The sequence below is a fragment of the Arthrobacter sp. genome (genome assembly GCF_048266065.1).
Classification (GTDB): Bacteria; Actinomycetota; Actinomycetes; order Actinomycetales; family Micrococcaceae; genus Arthrobacter_H.
Genome location: NZ_JBLXAH010000008.1, coordinates 141,972 through 159,684, shown reverse-complemented (window position 1 = coordinate 159,684; position 17,713 = coordinate 141,972). Strand labels below are relative to the sequence as shown.

General features: G+C 68.3%; 16 protein-coding genes. 10 read left to right on the top strand and 6 right to left on the bottom strand.

Annotated features, from left to right (window positions below):
• Window positions 1-61: 61 nt before the first annotated feature.
• Window positions 62-1,909 carry an ABC transporter ATP-binding protein gene (locus ACN0TP_RS14130; RefSeq protein WP_417219948.1) on the top strand — a complete coding sequence of 616 codons (1,848 nt, stop codon included), beginning with the start codon at window positions 62-64 and terminating at the stop codon, window positions 1,907-1,909.
• Window positions 1,906-3,714 carry an ABC transporter ATP-binding protein gene (locus ACN0TP_RS14125; protein WP_417219946.1) on the top strand — a complete coding sequence of 603 codons (1,809 nt, stop codon included), beginning with the start codon at window positions 1,906-1,908 and terminating at the stop codon, window positions 3,712-3,714. Before ACN0TP_RS14130 ends, ACN0TP_RS14125 begins: the two co-directional genes overlap by 4 nt.
• A gap of 95 nt (window positions 3,715-3,809) precedes the next feature.
• Here the strand turns inward: ACN0TP_RS14125 and ACN0TP_RS14120 are convergent, their stop codons facing one another.
• Window positions 3,810-4,115, bottom strand: coding sequence for a hypothetical protein (locus ACN0TP_RS14120; RefSeq protein ID WP_417219944.1), 306 nt, complete (start codon window positions 4,113-4,115; stop codon window positions 3,810-3,812).
• Between the two features lie 109 nt (window positions 4,116-4,224).
• Between ACN0TP_RS14120 and ACN0TP_RS14115 the strand changes: the two genes are divergently transcribed.
• Window positions 4,225-5,469, top strand: a complete 1,245-nt coding sequence (locus ACN0TP_RS14115; RefSeq protein WP_417219942.1) for a helix-turn-helix domain-containing protein — start codon at window positions 4,225-4,227, stop codon at window positions 5,467-5,469.
• Window positions 5,470-5,477: 8 nt separating this feature from the next.
• Here ACN0TP_RS14115 and ACN0TP_RS14110 read toward each other — a convergent pair whose 3' ends face one another.
• Window positions 5,478-6,383 (bottom strand): phosphoribosylaminoimidazolesuccinocarboxamide synthase, encoded by a 906-nt coding sequence (locus ACN0TP_RS14110; RefSeq protein ID WP_417219940.1) that lies wholly within the window; start codon window positions 6,381-6,383, stop codon window positions 5,478-5,480.
• The gene (purD, locus tag ACN0TP_RS14105; protein WP_417219938.1) at window positions 6,383-7,669 is read right to left on the bottom strand and encodes a phosphoribosylamine--glycine ligase; all 1,287 of its coding nucleotides are present in this window, start codon (window positions 7,667-7,669) and stop codon (window positions 6,383-6,385) included. Before purD ends, ACN0TP_RS14110 begins: the two co-directional genes overlap by 1 nt.
• Before the next feature lie 53 nt (window positions 7,670-7,722).
• Here purD and ACN0TP_RS14100 point away from each other — a divergent pair, with 53 nt between their 5' ends.
• The 6 genes from ACN0TP_RS14100 to purM are packed head-to-tail and all read left to right on the top strand — an operon-like array spanning window position 7,723 to window position 12,842.
• Window positions 7,723-8,331, top strand: coding sequence for a class I SAM-dependent methyltransferase (locus ACN0TP_RS14100; RefSeq protein ID WP_417219936.1), 609 nt, complete (start codon window positions 7,723-7,725; stop codon window positions 8,329-8,331).
• A gap of 40 nt (window positions 8,332-8,371) precedes the next feature.
• Window positions 8,372-9,370 carry an asparaginase gene (locus ACN0TP_RS14095; RefSeq protein WP_417219935.1) on the top strand — a complete coding sequence of 333 codons (999 nt, stop codon included), beginning with the start codon at window positions 8,372-8,374 and terminating at the stop codon, window positions 9,368-9,370.
• Window positions 9,371-9,373: 3 nt separating this feature from the next.
• Window positions 9,374-9,757 (top strand): sterol carrier family protein, encoded by a 384-nt coding sequence (locus ACN0TP_RS14090; protein WP_417219934.1) that lies wholly within the window; start codon window positions 9,374-9,376, stop codon window positions 9,755-9,757.
• A gap of 3 nt (window positions 9,758-9,760) precedes the next feature.
• Window positions 9,761-10,090, top strand: a complete 330-nt coding sequence (locus ACN0TP_RS14085) for a hypothetical protein (protein WP_417219932.1) — start codon at window positions 9,761-9,763, stop codon at window positions 10,088-10,090.
• 47 nt (window positions 10,091-10,137) lie between these two features.
• Window positions 10,138-11,688 (top strand): amidophosphoribosyltransferase, encoded by a 1,551-nt coding sequence (gene purF, locus ACN0TP_RS14080; RefSeq protein WP_417219930.1) that lies wholly within the window; start codon window positions 10,138-10,140, stop codon window positions 11,686-11,688.
• Between the two features lie 11 nt (window positions 11,689-11,699).
• Window positions 11,700-12,842, top strand: coding sequence for a phosphoribosylformylglycinamidine cyclo-ligase (gene purM / locus ACN0TP_RS14075; protein WP_417219928.1), 1,143 nt, complete (start codon window positions 11,700-11,702; stop codon window positions 12,840-12,842).
• A 61-nt stretch (window positions 12,843-12,903) separates the two neighbouring features.
• Here purM and ACN0TP_RS14070 read toward each other — a convergent pair whose 3' ends face one another.
• Together ACN0TP_RS14070 and ACN0TP_RS14065 are read right to left on the bottom strand one after the other, a co-directional pair.
• Window positions 12,904-13,830 carry a Sir2 family NAD-dependent protein deacetylase gene (locus ACN0TP_RS14070; RefSeq protein WP_417219926.1) on the bottom strand — a complete coding sequence of 309 codons (927 nt, stop codon included), beginning with the start codon at window positions 13,828-13,830 and terminating at the stop codon, window positions 12,904-12,906.
• A 113-nt stretch (window positions 13,831-13,943) separates the two neighbouring features.
• Entirely contained in the window at window positions 13,944-14,168 is a 225-nt protein-coding gene (locus ACN0TP_RS14065; protein WP_417219925.1) for a DUF3073 domain-containing protein, read from the bottom strand.
• Window positions 14,169-14,364: 196 nt separating this feature from the next.
• Here ACN0TP_RS14065 and ACN0TP_RS14060 point away from each other — a divergent pair, with 196 nt between their 5' ends.
• A complete protein-coding gene (locus tag ACN0TP_RS14060) occupies window positions 14,365-14,952 on the top strand; it encodes a septum formation family protein (RefSeq protein WP_417219923.1) in 588 nt (195 codons plus the stop codon).
• Here the strand turns inward: ACN0TP_RS14060 and clpB are convergent.
• Window positions 14,949-17,573, bottom strand: a complete 2,625-nt coding sequence (gene clpB / locus ACN0TP_RS14055; RefSeq protein ID WP_417219921.1) for an ATP-dependent chaperone ClpB — start codon at window positions 17,571-17,573, stop codon at window positions 14,949-14,951. The genes ACN0TP_RS14060 and clpB overlap by 4 nt on opposite strands.
• Between the last annotated feature and the right edge of the window lie 140 nt (window positions 17,574-17,713).

The window sequence follows — 17,713 nt, the reverse complement described above, 5'->3', positions numbered from 1 at the left end:
GCTAGCGGTACCGTATGTTTTGATTGCTTCAGGCAAACACAACAGAATGAGGACGCCCGTCGTGGTGCAACACCAAAACAGCCAGCTGGCCCCTGGCGAAACCGCATCGTTCCGCCAGACCATCGCCCGTCTGCTACCGCAAATCCGTCCCTTCGTCCCCCGTCTGGTCGCCGGCTTCCTCTGCGCCCTCGGTGCCGGCATCGTGGCACTGACCATCCCCCAGGTCCTGCGCACGATGGTGAACTCCGTCCTCCACGTTGGAGGCTCCACCTCCGATGTCTGGATCAGCGCGGCGATCGTCGCGGCGCTCGGCCTGGCCGAAGCGGTCCTGGTGTTCTTCCGCCGGATCTTCGTCATCACCCCGGCGGCACGCATCGAAACCAATCTGCGGATCCGCATGTACCGCCACCTGCAGCGGCTGCCGGTGGCCTTCCACGACAAGTGGGGGTCCGGCCAGCTGCTCTCGCGCTCCATGGCCGACCTCGGCCTGGTCCGGCGTTGGCTGGCCTTCGGCTCGATCATGCTCGTCGTGTCCACGGTGACGGTCGTCGTGGGGCTGTGGTTCATGTTCACCAGCAGCTGGCTGCTGGGCCTGATCTACCTGGTCGGGGCAATCCCCATCACGATCCGTGCGTTCTACTTCCGCAACGTCTTCCGCGCCGCCAGCCGGCTGAGCCAGGACCAAGCGGGCGACCTCGCCACCAACGTCGAGGAGTCAGTGCACGGCATCCGCGTCATCAAGGCCTTCGGGCGCGGCGGACAGGCCTTGGAAGGGTTCGGTGTCCGCGCCCGACAACTGCGCGATACCGAAATCAAAAAGGCACGTTCCCTCTCCGGCTTCCTCATGCTGGTGGTGTCCGTCCCCGAAATCACACTGGGCGCCGGCCTGCTCGTGGGCATCTGGCTGACGGCCCGCGGCGACCTGACCGTCGGCGACCTGGTGGCGTTCTTTGCCACGGCGGCAGTCCTGGCAGCGCCCGTCGAGGGCATCGGCATGCTGCTCGGCATGACCCTGACAACGAAGACCGCACTCGACCGGCATTTCGACGTCATGGACACCGAGAACACCATCGACTCCCCCGCGGATCCGGTCACGGCAACCCGTGGTGAAGGCCGTCTCAGCCTGCGCCGGGTCTCGTTTGCCTTCCCCGACACCCGTCCCGGGGCGGCACCCATCCTGGACGGCGTGGACCTCGAGGTCGAACCGGGCGAGACCATGGCCCTGGTCGGCATCACCGGCAGCGGCAAGTCGACCCTGCTGCAGCTGGTTCCCCGCCTCTACGACGTCACGGGGGGATCCATCGCCATCGACGGCGTCGACATCCGCCACCTCGACCTGGATGTGCTGCGCAGCACTGTCTCCGTCGCCTTTGAAGACACCACCTTGTTCTCCTCCTCCATCGCCGACAACGTCCTGCTCGGTGCCAACCTGCCCCGCGGACGGGATCCCCGGCTGGCCCTCGACGAGGCGCTCGAGGTCGCGCAGGCGCAGTTCGCCTACACATTGGACGACGGGGTCGAAACCATCATCGGCGAAGAGGGCCTCTCGCTCTCGGGCGGCCAACGCCAGCGCATCGCACTGGCCCGGGCCATCGCAGCCAAACCGCGCGTCCTGGTCCTGGATGACCCGCTCTCCGCCCTGGACGTGCGCACCGAGGAGGCGGTGACCGAACGCCTGCGTTCCGTCCTCTCCGGGACGACCACGCTGCTGGTCGCCCACCGTCCCTCCACTGTCATGCTCGCGGACCGTGTGGCGCTGTTGCGCGACGGACACATCGACGACGTGGGAACACACACCGAACTGCTGGCCCGAAACGCCCATTACCGCTACGTCATCGCCAGCCTGGACGAACCGCCCACGGTGGAAGACGTCCTCCAATCCGATAACAGCCAGGGGAACCGAGCATGAGCAGCACACCCGGTGTGGGGGACGAAGACCAGATCCTCCTGAGCCACGAGGACAGGAAACGCGTCAGGACCCGGTCGTGGAACCTGCTCGGGCAACTCGCCTCTCCGCTGAAGCCCATGCTGGCCCTGACCGTCGTCCTGGTGATCATCTCCAACCTGGCCCGCGCATCGTTTCCCGTCATCATCGCGTGGGCCATCGACTGGGCGTTGCCCCAACTCATCGGGGGGAATGCGGCCCCGTTCACCATCACCGGGACCGCCTACCTCGTCGCCGCCGTCCTGGCCGGCGTCCTGCTGGGGTGGTACAACCTCTGCACCGCCAAGGTCAGCCAGGCCATGCTGTTGACCTTGCGCATGCGGGTCTTCCGGCACACCCAGCTGCTGAGCCTGGAATTCCACGAGAAATACACTTCGGGCCGGGTCATCTCGCGGCAGACCTCCGATCTGGAGACCCTCCGGGAGCTGTTGGACCAGGGCATCTCGCAACTGGTCTCGGGCGTGGTCTTCATCATCTTCACCGCTGCCAGCATTTTCCTCATGGACTGGCGCTCGGGACTGGTGGTGCTGTGCGCCGTCGTTCCGATCTCGATCATCTTCCGCTGGTACCAGAAGCGCTCGGAGATCGTCTTCCGCGAGTCACGGGTGGTCTCGGCGCGCCTGATCACCTCGTTCGTGGAAACGATGACGGGCATCCGGGCCGTCAAGGCCTTCCGCAGGGAAAAGGACAACGACGCCAGTTACGGCTCCGTCGCCAACGACTACCGCGACAATTCCATCAGGTCCATCAACCTGTTCGGGGTCCTGCAGCCGGCCCTGGTGCTCATCGGCAACCTGACGGTCGCCGTGCTGTTGCTGCTCGGGGGATTCCGGGTCCTCGACGACACGCTGGACGTGGGGATCCTCGTGGCGCTGCTGCTGGCCGGAAAGCGCGTCTTCCAACCGGTGGACCAGATCGCGATGTTCTACAGCTCGCTCCAGGCGGCCACGGCGGCACTGGAAAAGGTCTCCGGGCTGCTCGAGGAGGAGCCCACCGTCGTCGAACCCGCGCAGCCGGTCCCGCTGGAACATCCGGCAGGGCACATCCAGTTCCGCGATGCCGTGTTCGCCTACGGGGACGGACCGGTCGTCATGGACCGCTTCGACCTGGACATCCCCGCCGGGCAGACGGTTGCCGTGGTGGGCCAGACCGGTGCGGGGAAGTCGACGTTGGCCAAGCTCATCGCCCGCTTCTACGACCTCTCGCAGGGATCCCTCACATTGGACGGCATCGAACTGGCCGGCCTGGCCAACGATGACCTGCGCCGCGCAGTGGTCATGGTGACGCAGGAGGCGTTCCTGTTCTCCGGAAGCGTGGCCGAGAACATCGCCCTGGGCAAACCCGGCGCCTCACCCGATGAGATCGTCCTGGCCGCCCGGGCGGTCGGCGCCGACGAGTTCATCCGTTCCCTCCCCGACGGCTACGACACCGACGTGAACAAGCGCGGCGGACGGGTCTCCGCCGGCCAACGCCAACTCATTTCGTTCGCGCGGGCCTTTTTGGCCGATCCAGCGGTGCTGATCCTCGATGAGGCCACCTCATCTCTGGACATACCCAGCGAACGGCTCGTCCAACGTGGCCTGCAGACCCTGCTGGGCCAACGCACCGCGCTGATCATCGCCCACCGCCTCTCCACCGTGGAGATCGCGGACCGGGTACTGGTGGTCCACGACGGAAAGATCGTCGAAGACGGCAGCCCTGCCGAATTGCGGGAGGCCGGCGGGCGGTTCGCCGCGCTGCACGCTGCCTGGCAGCAGAGCCTGACCTGACCGGTGCGCCACATGAAACTGGCCCGGAACCGCGTGTGCGGTTCCGGGCCAGCCTCATGTCAGGGCCAAGGGCGGCCGGCTGAAATGCTCCTGGATCAGAGGGCGGTCGAATGCGGCCAGTCGCCAACGTTCACCGTTGCGTGAGGCCAGTCGCCCACATTGATTTTTGCGTGCGGCCAGTCGCCCACGTTGATTTTTGCATGGGGCCAGTCACCAACAGCGACGGAGGAATGGGGCCAGTCTCCGACGGCGGGAGTGGCATGCGGCCAATCGCCAACAGCGAGAACCGCACCGCCGGCCAGGACCGCGGTAGCCGCAAGGGCGGCAACAAGCTTCTTCAATGTATTTCTCCTTAGGGTCGCCGTGGAATCGAGCAGTTCAAGACTCAGTGAGTGGCGCATCACTTAACATTCATTGTAAATTAGACGGAACATGTTTCGTCAAGACTTTGCGCACAAAGCTTTCGCGGCATAGTTGGTTGTTCACTTCCAGTAGTTCAAAGGGGTCCTCATGGGAATCAAATTCGGCGAGAAGCTGCGCCACGCTCGACAGCAGATGAAGCTGACCCAGGCCCAACTGGGACACGGCAAGTATTCCACCAGCTACATATCGCTCCTGGAGACCGGCAGCCGCGAGCCGACGGCCGAGATCATCACCGAATTGTCGGCCCGGTTGAACCTGGACCGTGAGCTGATGGACTCCTGGAACACACCGGTCTCCGCCGACGAGGCAGAGTTCGTGCTGCTCGAACACCGTGCCCGGCAGTCGTTCACCGCCCGTGAATATTCAGATGCCGAGGCGACGGCCACCGAGGCGGCTTCCGTCGCACTGCGCCTGAAGAACTCCAGCGCCTGGTGGAACATGATGTTCCTGCGGGCCGAGGCGCTACGGGACCAGGGACGGCACGACGAATACCGCACCGCCGCCGAAGAGGTCCTGAACCACCCGCTCACCGACGAGTCATTGGCCCTGAAGGTCAGGGCCGAGACCCTGGTCGCCAACGCCTACCTGGGCCTGGGCAAGCTGCACATCGCCGTCGAACATGCCATCAATGCCGTCGAGCAGGGCAAGAACCTCCCGGGCGATTCCCTGATCTACATCGGGGCCCTGTTTTCCCTGATCGCCTCGCTGGCGGAATCCGGGCAGCTGGACTCGGCGTGGAACACGTGCGAGGCGCTGGCAGAGGCCGTCGCGGAGGGCGCGCCCAGCCAGACTGCGGGAAACGCCTATTGGGCCATCGGCAATGTGGCGTTCAAGCGCCAGGACATTGCCGCTGGCTTGAGCAACCACCAATTGGCAGCCCAGCGGCTGCTGCCGGCCAGCGACATCGAACAATGGGCCCGGTTCAACAAGGCATCCGCGTCGATGCGCCTGGCCGCCGGCGTGGTGGAGCCCGAGACGCTGGAGTGCATCGAGAAGGCCGAACTGGCCATCAGCGTGATCGGGGGCAACCCGGCCGAGGCGCTCGAACTCCGGCTCACCCGTGCGCGTTGGCTCCACCTCAACGGCCAGCCCGAACAGGCCCTGGAGGAGCTCGCCCCGGTCGAGGCCGACCGGGAGATGCTCTCACAGCACCTGCAGGGCGAGATCGACCTGCTCACCGCGCGTTGCATGGTCAGCATGGGCAAGGGCACGGAGGCTGTCGAGCACCTGGCCCGGGCCCAGCAGGCCTTCGCACTGGCCGGGTCACCGGACCGGGCGTCGCTGGCCATCGAGCTGGCCACCGAAATCAGGGCCTCCCGCCGCAACAAATAGGCGGTGCCTCAGGCGGAAAAGACCCGCCCGGTCAGGCGCTGGTAGGCCTCGATGTACCGGGCCCGGGTGCGGTCGACGACGTCCTGCGGCAGGGCCGGCGGCGGGGTGTTCCCCGCACGGTCCCAGCCGGAGGCCCCGGAGGTGAGCCAGTCGCGGACGAACTGCTTGTCGAAGGACGGCTGGGCGTGCCCCGGCTCGTACGTCTCGGCGTCCCAGAACCGCGACGAGTCAGGGGTGAGGACCTCGTCGCCCAGGACGATCCCACCGCCGGCCGGGTCAAGCCCGAATTCGACCTTCGTGTCCGCCAGGATGATGCCGCGTTCCCGGGCGATCTGCTCGGCACGGGTGTAGACGCCCAGGGTCAGCTCCCGCAGCTGGTCCGCGACCCTCGCTCCCACCCGTTCCACCACCTCGCCGAAGGTGATGTTCTCATCGTGCTCGCCGACCTCGGCCTTCGCCGACGGGGTGAAGATCGCCGGTTGCAGGGCGGACCCGTCAACCAGGCCCTCGGGCAGCGGCAACGAGCAGACGGTCCGGCTCCGGGCATATTCGGCCAGGCCGGATCCGGTCAGGTATCCGCGGGCAATGCACTCGATCGGGTACATGTCCAGCTTCTTGCAGACCATGGCCCGCCCGGCCACCGCCTCGGGGACGTCGGTGGAGATGACGTGGTTGGCGAAGCCGTCGAGCTGGTCGAACCACCACAGGCTCAGTTGGGTCAGGACCTTGCCCTTGTCGGGGATCGGGGTCTCCAGGACGAAGTCGTAGGCGCTGATCCTGTCGCTGGCCACCACCAGGACACGGTCCGCGGCGTCGGGGGCAACACCCGCCGGCGTGTACAGGTCGCGCACCTTGCCCGAGTACAGGTGCTCCCAGCCGGGAAGCTGGAGGGTCTCGGTCTCGAATCCGGGCATCAGTGGCCTCCCTGCTCGATGGTGATGCCGCCCTGGGCGGCACGCAACGCGATGTCGGTGCGGTACTGGCCGCCGGGCAGCTCGATCTTCCCGAGCCCGGCGTAGGCGCGCTCGCGGGCGCCTTCCAGGTCGCTGCCCAGGCCCACGACGGCCAGGACACGGCCCCCGGCCGAGACCGTGGCACCGTCGTCGTCCAATGCCGTTCCCGCGTGCAGGACGCTGACCTGCTCCAGGGCGGACGCCTCGTCCAGTCCGGTGATCACGTCGCCAGTGACCGGGCTGTCCGGGTAGCGCGCCGAGGCCAGGACGACGCCGACGGCGGTCTCCGGCCGCCAGACGAGGGCCTCGATGGCGTCCAACTGTCCGTTGGCCGCTGCCAACAGCAGCGACCCGAGCGGTGTCTTCAGGCGTGCGAGGACCGCCTGGGTCTCGGGGTCCCCGAAGCGTGCGTTGAATTCGATGACCCGGATGCCGCGGCGGGTCAGGGCCAGCCCGCAGTACAGGACCCCGGCGAACGGGGTGCCGCGGTCGGCCATGGCCTTGATGGTCGGCATCGCCACCCGCTCCATGACGTCCTCGACGAAACCGGCCGGCAACCACTGAAGGGGGCTGTAGGCGCCCATGCCTCCGGTGTTGGGGCCCTGGTCGCCGTCGAAGATGCGCTTGAAGTCCTGGGCCGGTGCCAACGGGACTGCGTGGTGGCCATCGGAAATGACGAAGAGGGAGACCTCGGGCCCGTCGAGGAACTCCTCGATGACCACGGTCCCCCCGGCGGCGAAGCACTCCCCGGCGTGGGCAAGCGCCGCGTCGCGGTCATCGGTGACGACGACTCCCTTGCCGGCGGCCAGGCCGTCGTCCTTGACCACGTAGGGGGCGCCGAACGCGTCGAGCGCGTCGGCAGCTTCGGTGGCGTTGGCCGCCACCCGTGCCATGGCCGTGGGCACCCCGGCGACGGCCATGATCTCCTTGGCGAACGCCTTGGAGGCCTCCAGCTGGGCGGCGGCCCGCGTGGGTCCGAAGGCGGGGATGCCGGCCTCCTGGAGCGCGTCGACGACACCGGCGGCCAGCGGCGCCTCGGGGCCGACCACGACCAGCGAGGACCCCAGCTCCCGGGCCAGGGCCACGACGGCCGCGGGGTCCTGGGCGTTGACCGCATGGACCGGAACGTCCCGGGCGATGCCCGCGTTGCCGGGTGCTGCGTGGACCTCGGTGACGAACGGATCGTCGAGGAGGGAACGGACAAGTGCGTGTTCGCGGCCGCCTGGGCCAATGACGAGTACCTTCACGATCCCCCAGCCTACCGGGGCAACGACCACAGGGCTTGGGTAGTGTGGTGAACGTGCGTAAAGAAACCCTGTGGGAAGCCCGCCGGAAGCAGGACCCCGGCCATTCGCGCTGGTACATCCAGCGGTTCGAGACCCTGCGCGCCGAGGGCGCGGACCTCGACGGGGAGGCACGCCTGGTCGATGCGATGCTCCCGCGGGGTGCCCGCATCCTGGATGCCGGGTGCGGTACGGGCCGCGTCGGAGGCGAACTGGCCCGCCGCGGCCACCGGGTGTCGGGGGTGGACGCCGATCCCGAGCTCATCGAGGCCGCCCGGACCGACCATCCTGGTGTCGACTGGCGGGTTGGTGACCTGGCCGAGCTCGAGGCGCCGGCCGCCGGCGACGCCGCCGATCTGCTGGTGTGCGCGGGCAACGTCATGACCTTCCTCGCCCCGGGGACCTCCGCCGAGGTGCTGCACCGCTTCCACGCCCAGCTGGTCCCCGGAGGCCGGGCCGTCATCGGCTTCGGCACCGACCGCGGCTACGCCCCCGACGTCTTCGACGCCGAGGCCCGGGCCGCCGGGTTCACCATCGACCAGCTGTTCTCCAGTTGGGAGCTGCACCCCTTCCCGGGGGACACCGGGTTCCTCGTGGCAGTGCTGGGCCGTCCGCGCGCCACCTGAGACAGCAGCCGGGGCCGGGCGGACGGCATAGAGTGGGGACATGCCCCAGACTTCCCCCGATTTCGCGGACCTGGCCGTCGTGGACCGCAACGGTTTCATCGAATCCCGCCATGCCGGCACCGCCGTCGTGCTGGGAGAGGACGGATCGGTCCTGCGCTCCCTCGGCGACATCGATGCGCCGGTCTTCCCGCGTTCGGCGCTGAAGCCCTTCCAGGCGTTGGCCTCCATGCAGTGCGGTGTTCCGCTGCGCGGGGCCGAGGTGGCCCTGGCCTGCGCCAGCCACGTCGGCAGCACCGAGCACCAGGACCTGGCGGCGACGATGCTCGCCAAGGCCGGCCTGGGCCCCGAGGACCTGCGCTGCCCCACCGCCTGGCCGCGCCACGAGGCAACCCGGCTGGCGGAGATCCGCGCCGGCGGCACCCCGTCGCGGCTGGCCTTCAACTGCTCGGGCAAGCATGCCGCCTTCCTGTGGGCCTGCACCGAAAACGGGTGGGACACCGCCAGCTACCTCGATCCCGGACACCCGCTGCAACGCCATGTCGTGGAGGTCGTGGAGGACTACGCGGGCGAGAAGATCACCCATCTGGCAGTCGACGGCTGCGGGGCCCCGGTCCCGGCCATCTCGCTGCGCGGGTTGGCCGCGGCCACCGGACGGCTGGCGGGTTCCCCGGGGAACAAGGCCTCCGACGCCCGGGCCACCACCATCGCCACCGCCATGCTCGACTACCCCTGGGCCGTCCACGGGCACGGCGAGGAGAACACCGTGGTCATGGAGGACCTGGAGGTGATCGCCAAGCTCGGCGCCGAAGGCGTGCTGATCCTGGGCACCGCTGCGGGGATCTCCTGCGCGGTGAAGGTCAGGGACGGCAACAGCCGGCCCGCCTCCCTGGTCGGGCTCACGCTGCTGGCCTCCGTCGGGGCCATCGAAATCGACGCGATGACCGCCGTGTTGGAGAAGATCAGCCAACCCGTCCTCGGTGGCGGCCAGCCGGTGGGGCGCATCCGCGTGGCCCGCCCCGTGCTGGACCTGCTGGACTAGGTCATGGGGGTACGACGACGGATCCCCGCCGAGCAGGGGCGGGTCGCCATCGCCTCCTGGCGGCGGGCCGACGCCACCGGGCGGGCGGCACTGCCCCGGCCGGCCATTGCCCTGGCCGTGCGCTACGCCCTCGAGGAGCTCTCGGAGAATGCCGAGGGCAATTCCGTGGAGGTCAGGGTCCCTCCCTTCGGGGTCGCCCAATGCGTGACGGGCCCCCGGCATACCCGCGGAACGCCACCGAATGTGATCGAACTCGACGCCGCAACCTGGCTGGGGCTGGCCACCGGCGAGATCGGCTGGGCCGAGGCGCTGGCCTCCGGTTCCGTCTCGGCGTCGGGGCTGCGCGCCGACTTGTCCGAACACCTGCCGCTCTTCGGTACCCTTTAAGGCATGGAGTCCCCCCGTTCTGCAGCCACCCCCGATGACCGTTCCCCCGCCGCGGGGTCCGTGGAGGTCACGGTGTCCAGTTCCCCCAAGTTCTGGCCGTTCGCCGGCGCCGGAGCCGTGGTGGGTGTGCTCGCCGCGATGTTCACGGCACTGGCCGGGGATCCGGGAGGGGAGTTCACGCAGGGCTCGGTGTTCGGGTTCTTCGCCGTCGTCTTCGGCCTGGCGGGGGCCCTGTTGGGGTGCATCGTCTTCCTGGTCGTCGATGCCATCCTGCGCCGGCGCACCCGCCGGGCCCACGCCGTTCCGCTGGATGACGGCGGCGTGACAAGATAGCGGCCCCGGCACCGACCGGACGGCCACAACGTGAGAGAATGTTGACCATGGTGCGCGGTGACGGAATGCTTACACATGACCTTTTGCCCACGGAAAAGGGTCCCCAGGACGAATGCGGGGTCTTCGGGGTGTGGGCACCCGGCGAGGACGTGGCCAAACTGGCCTACTACGGCCTCTATGCCATCCAGCACCGCGGCCAGGAATCGGCGGGCATCGCCACCTCCGATGGGCAGCGGATCAACGTCTACAAGGACATGGGGCTGGTCTCCCAGGTGTTCGACGAGAACACCCTGAACTCGATGACCGGGCACATCGCCGTCGGGCACTGCAGGTACTCCACCACCGGTGCCAGCCACTGGGCCAACGCCCAACCCACGCTCGGCGCCACGGCCGAGGGCACGGTCGCCCTGGCCCACAACGGAAACCTCATCAACTCCGCCGAGCTGATGGACATGGTCGTCGCCGAACAGGGGGCGAAGTTCCGCGGCGAACTCGCCCAGGGCAACACCACCGACACGGCGCTGGTCACCGCGCTGCTGGCCGGGCAGGAGGGCACCGGTTTCGAGGAGACCGCGTTGGACCTGCTGCCCCGGCTCAAGGGCGCCTTCAGCTTCGTCTTCATGACCGAGGGGACCCTGTACGGGGCGCGGGATCCGCACGGCGTCCGCCCGCTGGTGCTGGGCAGGTTGGAACGCGGTTGGGTCATTGCCTCCGAGCAGTCGGGGCTGGCCACCGTCGGCGCCAGCTTCATCCGTGAAATCGAACCGGGCGAGTTCATCGCCATCGACGAGGAGGGCATCCGCTCACAGCGTTTCGCCCCCGCCACCCCCGCCCACTGCGTGTTCGAGTACGTCTACCTTGCCCGCCCGGACGCAGCCATCAACGGCCGCTCCGTCTACGAGTCCCGCGTGGAGATGGGCCGGCAGCTGGCGCGTGAAAACGCCGCCGACGCCGACATCGTCATCCCCGTGCCCGAGTCCGGCACCCCGGCGGCCATCGGGTTCGCCGAGCAGTCGGGGATCCCGTTCGCCCATGGCTTCGTGAAGAACGCCTACGTGGGGCGCACGTTCATCCAACCCTCGCAGACGCTGCGCCAGCTGGGCATCAAACTCAAGCTCAACGCCCTCGAACCGGTGATCCGCGGCAAGCGGGTCATCGTCGTGGACGACTCGATCGTGCGTGGCAACACGCAGCGCGCCGTCGTCCGGATGCTGCGCGAGGCAGGCGCCGCCGAGATCCACGTGAAGATCTCCTCACCGCCCATCAAGTGGCCGTGCTTCTACGGCATCGACTTCGCCTCCCGGGCCGAGCTCATCGCCAATGGCGCGACCATCGAGGAGATCACCACCTCGGTGGGCGCCGACTCCCTGGCCTACATCTCCCAGGACGGCATGATCGCCGCCACGGAGCAGCCGCGCGAACGCCTGTGCACCGCCTGCTTCTCCGGCGTCTACCCGATCGAATTGCCGGGCAGCGACCGCCTCGGCAAGAACCTGCTGGAGCGTCCCAACGCCGGATCCGACGGTTGCGATCCGGGCCCCGACGCAGAATTCGAGGATTCCCTCACCCCCGCCGACAAGACCCCGAGTTCGAAGTAAGGACGCCACCCATGACATCCTCCCAGCCCGGATCCACCGGCATCACCTACGCCTCGGCAGGTGTCGACGTCGAGGCCGGCGACCGCGCCGTCGAGCTCATGAAGGGTGCCATCAAGGCGACCCACAACGACTCGGTGATCGGCGGCGTCGGCGGGTTCGCCGGCCTGTTCGATGCCAGCGCGCTGCGCTCCTTCAAGAAGCCGCTGCTGGCCACGTCCACCGACGGCGTCGGGACCAAGGTCGCGATCGCCCAGGCCATGGACATCCACCACACCATCGGCCAGGACCTGGTGGGCATGGTCGTCGACGACATCGTCGTGGTCGGCGCCAAGCCGCTGTTCATGACCGACTACATCGCCTGCGGCAAGGTGGTCCCCGAGCGGATCGCCGACATCGTGCGCGGCATCGCCGAAGGGTGCTCGCTGGCCGGCACGGCATTGGTCGGCGGGGAAACGGCGGAACACCCCGGGCTGCTGGGCGAACACGAGTACGACGTCGCCGGTGCCGCCACCGGTGCCGTCGAGGCAGATGCGCTGTTGGGTCCCGAACGGGTGCGTTCCGGCGACGCGGTCATCGCCATGGCCTCCTCCGGCATCCACTCCAACGGCTACTCGCTGGTGCGCCGGGTCATCAACCATGCCGGCTGGGCCCTGGACCGCGAGGTCTCCGAACTGGGCCGGACACTGGGCGAGGAGCTGTTGGTCCCGACCCGGATCTACACCGCCGACTGCCTGGACCTCATGGACCACCTGAACGCCGGTGACGCCTCGGTGCTCCACGGCTTCAGCCACGTCACCGGCGGCGGCCTGGCCGCGAACCTGGCCCGCGTGCTGCCGCAGGGCCTGATGGCCACCGTGGACCGCTCCACCTGGTCCCTGCCCGCGATCTTCTCGCTGATCGGCGGGCTCGGGTCGGTCCCCCTAGCTGATCTGGAACGGACGCTGAACCTCGGTGTCGGCATGATCGCCATCGTCGACGGGGACGCGGCGCAGGCTGCCGTCTCGCGGCTGAACGAGCGCGGCCTGCCGGCCTGGGTCGCGGGGACCGTCGGGTCGATCACCGACGACGCGGCCTCCCACGGGGCAGATTTCGTCCAGGGAGCCAAGGGCGTCGACGGCGGTGCCGTCCTGATGCGCGGGGCGTACGCGGGCTGATCCCGCCCGGAACTGCCCAACGGCCGCTGCCTCCCGGACAGGAGGCAGCGGCCGTTCGCCGTCAGGCTGCGGGTCGTGTCCCGGCGAGCTCCCGAAGGGCCGGGGTCACCCGGGTACGCCACCGCCAGGTCGCCTTGGCATCTCCCCTGCTGGGTCCACCGTTGATGATGGCCACCTGCCGACCGTTGGCCACGGCATTGAGCACCAGCTTGTAGCCGCTCATCACGGCCAGGCTGGATCCGATCACCAGCAGCCCGGTCGAGGTCGATTCGAGCCTTCGTACCGCCTCCTTGCGCTCCGCTGGCACGTTCTCACCGAAGTAGACGACGTCCGGTTTGAGCTCGGGGCTTCCGCAGGAGAGGCAGCCGACCATGCTGAAGTCGGCGATCTGCTCTCCCGAGAGCGTGACATCGCCGTCGGGGTTCACCGCGTCCGGATCCACGACGATGCGCTCCAGGTAGCCGGGATTGGCGGCGGCCAGGCGCCGGTCCAGGCTCGGGCGCGCTTCGCCGGCGCCGCAGTTCAGGCACTTCACCTCGTCCAGGTCGCCATGCAGGGCGACCACGTCCCGGGAGCCGGCGCGGCGGTGCAGCCCATCCACGTTTTGCGTCACGACTCCGTTCAGGGCGCCGGTGCGTTGCAGGGCGGCCACGAGCAGGTGCCCCTCGTTCGGTTCCGCGACGGCCATGCGGCGCCAGCCGACGAAGCTGCGCGCCCAGTATCGGTGCCGGGCCGCGGGGTCGTGCTTGAACTCCTGGTAGGTCATCGGCCGGTGGGAGAGCAACGTGCCCCGGGGACCCCGGTAGTCGGGGATGCCCGAATCGGTGGACATCCCGGCCCCGGTCAACGCCAGGACGGATCCGCGGGCGAGCAGGGCGGCGATGCCGTCCCGGGCCACCACGGGGTCCTGGGGCGGCGCCGTTTCGGCCACGACGCGTTCGATGGACCGGATGGCCGCCCGGTGGGCATTGGCGATGGGCAGATCCACGTCAACCTCGTTTCAGGGCACGACAAAAAGCGCGGGCGGCCGGTGTCGGCCGCCCGGCGCCTCGGCACCACTGGGGGTGAAATCGCCGCCACCGCGCCGCCCGGGCGCGGAGGTCAGCCTAGTCGACGGGTTTCGCCGTCGTCGTCGCCGGAATACCGGTCCCCATACTCCGCGTAGTCCGCGTCGTTGGAGTCATCGGCAGGTGAGGAGGTCCGGGTCGCGTGGCCTCGGCCACCACCCAGCTCCTGTTGCAGGGCAGACAAATCAGTGGCCGGGGAATAGTACTTGATATCCCTGGCCTGCCGTGTCGCTTTTGCCTTCTGACGGCCGCGCCCCATGGCGTGACCCCCTTTATCGCTAGATCCGGAGGTGGTCCCTCAATCCAAGAGGAAGGCCCCGGAGAATGTGGCTGTTTCTTTCGTATTCCTAGGTTAACATGTTTCGACCCCCGACGCCGTCCCCGCAGGGCCCATTCCGACCGCTAGAGTAGGTGGCAATACTCTCATCGCCGTACTTACCCCGAATGGAGCGTCCGTGCAGGAGCCCAGCGACCGGCACGAGCCGTCCTACCAGCCTGCACGACCGGCCGAAACACAGAAGACCCACCGGTTCGGGATCGCCCCCGGATGGCTGGTCATCGGGGCCATCGGCATCACCCTGATCCTTGTTTTCGGCATCACCCGCCTGGTCCAGGCCATGCAGCCGGCCCCCACAACGACGGCGTCCGTGGCGCGGAACCCCTCCCCCGGCATCGACGGGATCATCGCCGAGCAGGCTCCGGCGCACCAGTTCCAGGTCGGCGACTGCCTCACCGACTTCACCTCCCCCTTGGAGCCGGCGACCATCGTCACTTGTTCGACGCCGCACCAGGCCCAGCTGATCGGCGTCAAGACACTGGACGACGTCCCCTACCCGGGGGATCCGCGGGTGACCTCGAAGGCCGAAGAGGCCTGCCGCGCCATCCGCTTGGACCCGGGAACGGCCCTGGAGGGCAGCTGGAACTATGCGTTCAGCCGCCCCTCGGCCGGCACCTGGGACGCCGGGGACCGGGATGTCGCGTGCTTCCTCGCCCTGGAGGAGGGCACGACGACGGCATCCCTGCTGCCGACGTCGTCCGCCTAGGCGCGTTCGAGGTCCGCCCGCGTCCCATCCTCCTGCGTGCCGGAGCGGGTGACCGTCAGCCCTCCCTCGTCCACCTGCGCGTCGACCTCGACGACATCGCCGTCGACGATCTCCCCGGAGAGCACGGCCCGGGCGAGCCGGTCCCCGATCTCGCGTTGCACCAGGCGACGCAGTGGCCGGGCGCCATAGGCGGGGTCGTACCCGGTCAGGGCCAACCACTCACGCGCCGCGTCTCTGACCTCCAGCGTCAGCCGCCGGGTGGTGAGCCGCTCCGCCAGGGTGGCGACCTGGATGTCGACGATCCGCCCCAGGTCCTCGAGCGAGAGCGGGTCGAAGAGGATGACGTCGTCGAGCCGGTTCAGGAATTCGGGCTTGAAGGACGCGTCCACAACCTGCATCACCGCCTGCTTCTTGGCCGCCTCGTCCAACGCGGGGTCGACCAGGAACTGCGAGCCGAGATTCGAGGTGAGCACCAGGATGACGTTGCGGAAGTCCACGGTGCGGCCCTGTCCGTCGGTGAGGCGTCCGTCGTCGAGCACCTGCAGCAGGATGTCGAAGACCTCGGGGTGGGCCTTCTCCACCTCGTCGAGCAGGATGACCGAGTAGGGGCGGCGGCGGACGGCTTCGGTGAGCTGGCCGCCCTCCTCATATCCGACGTACCCCGGAGGGGCGCCGACCAGCCGCGAAACCGAATGCTTTTCGGCGTATTCGGACATGTCGATGCGCACCATGGCCCGTTCGTCGTCGAAGAGGAAGTCGGCCAGCGCCTTCGCAAGTTCCGTCTTGCCCACGCCGGTCGGGCCGAGGAACAGGAAGGATCCCGTGGGCCGGTCGGGGTCGGAGATCCCGGCCCGTGACCTGCGCACCGCGTCGGAGACGGCGGCGACTGCGGCCTTCTGTCCGATCAGCCGTTGGCCCAGCAGCGACTCCATGCCCAGCAGCTTCTGGCTCTCCCCCTGGAGCATGCGGCCTGCGGGAATGCCGGTCCAGGCGGAGATGACCTCGGCGATGTCGTCGGCGGTGACCTCCTCCGAGACCATGGACTCCTGCCGGCCGTCCTGCTCGGCCGCCTGTGCCTGATCGAGTTGGCGCTGGAGTTCGGGGATCTCCCCATACAGCAACCGAGAGGCCTTCTCCAGGTCGCCGTCGCGCTGGAGCCGTTCGGCGCGGGAGCGCAGTCCATCGAGTTCGACCTTGAGGTCACCGACCCGGTTCAACCCCGCCTTTTCGGCGTCCCACCGCGCGTTCAGCGCGTCCAGGCGTTCGCGTCGATCGGCCATGTCGGCCCGCAGGGCCTCCAGCCGCTCGCGGGATGCCGGGTCGTTTTCGCCCTTGAGGGCCAGCTCCTCCATGGTCATGCGGTCCACGATCCTGCGGAGTTCGTCGATCTCCTCGGGAGCGGAGTCGATCTCCATGCGCAGCCGGGAGGCTGCCTCGTCGACGAGGTCGATGGCCTTGTCCGGCAGCTGGCGGCCCGAGATGTAGCGGTTGGACAGGGTTGCGGCCGCCACGAGGGCGGAGTCGGCGATCTCGACCTTGTGGTGGGCCTCATAGCGTTCCTTCAGGCCGCGCAGGATGCCAATGGTGTCCTCCACGCTCGGTTCGCCGACGTAGACCTGGGCGAACCGGCGTTCCAGCGCGGGGTCCTTCTCGATGTTCTGGCGATACTCATCGAGCGTGGTGGCGCCGATCAGGCGCAGTTCCCCGCGGGCGAGCATCGGCTTGAGCATGTTCCCGGCGTCCATGGCCCCTTCCGAGGCCCCGGCGCCGACGACTGTGTGGATCTCATCGATGAAGGTGACCACTTCGCCGTCGGAATCCCGGATCTCCTCGAGGACTGCCTTGAAGCGTTCCTCGAATTCTCCACGGTATTTCGCCCCGGCGATCATCGAGCCGAGGTCCAGGGACACGAGCTTCTTGCCGCGCAGGGATTCGGGGACGTCGCCGGCCACCATGCGCTGGGCTAGGCCCTCGACGACTGCCGTCTTGCCGACACCCGGTTCCCCGATGAGCACCGGGTTGTTCTTGGTGCGCCGCGAGAGCACCTGGACGACACGGCGGATTTCCGCGTCGCGGCCGATGACCGGGTCCAGTTTTCCGGACCGGGCGATGGCGGTGAGGTCGGTGCCGAACTTCTCCAGTGCCTCGAAAGTGCTTTCGGGGTCCTCGGTGTCGCGGGGGTTGTCGCCGCGCAATCCCTCGACGGCTGCCTTCAGGGCCTCCGATGATGCGCCGGCGTTGCGCAGGATCTGTCCCGCGGTCCCCGCATCGGCAGCCAGCCCGAGCAGCAGGTGCTCCGCGGAGACGCGCCCGAACCCGAGGTCGGTGGCGGCCTGGGTGGCGGAGTTGATGACCTGCAGGAAAGCGCGTGAGTATTGGGCTTGGGCCACGGTGGTCCCGGAGGAGGCGGGCAGGTCGTGGATCGCGTTGCTGGCCGCGACGGAGACGGCGTCCGGATCCACTCCCGCCTTTTTCAACAGCTCGACGGCCAGTGACCCCCGTTCATCCATCAGCGCCTTGAGCAGGTGCGCCGGTTCGACCTGCGCATTTCCTGCGGTGGAGGCGTTCATGCCTGCGGCAGAGAGCGCTTCCTGGCTCTTGGTGGTGAATTTGGTGTCCATGTGGATCCTTTCCTGGCAGTCCAGCCCTTTTCAATACTTGAGTCTACTACGCTCAAGTCTCATGAGGTTCGGATTATTCCGTGGGCGTAGGGCCCCAGGCCGGGTCGTCGTACGGCCGGGAAGCCGGGAAGTGAATACAA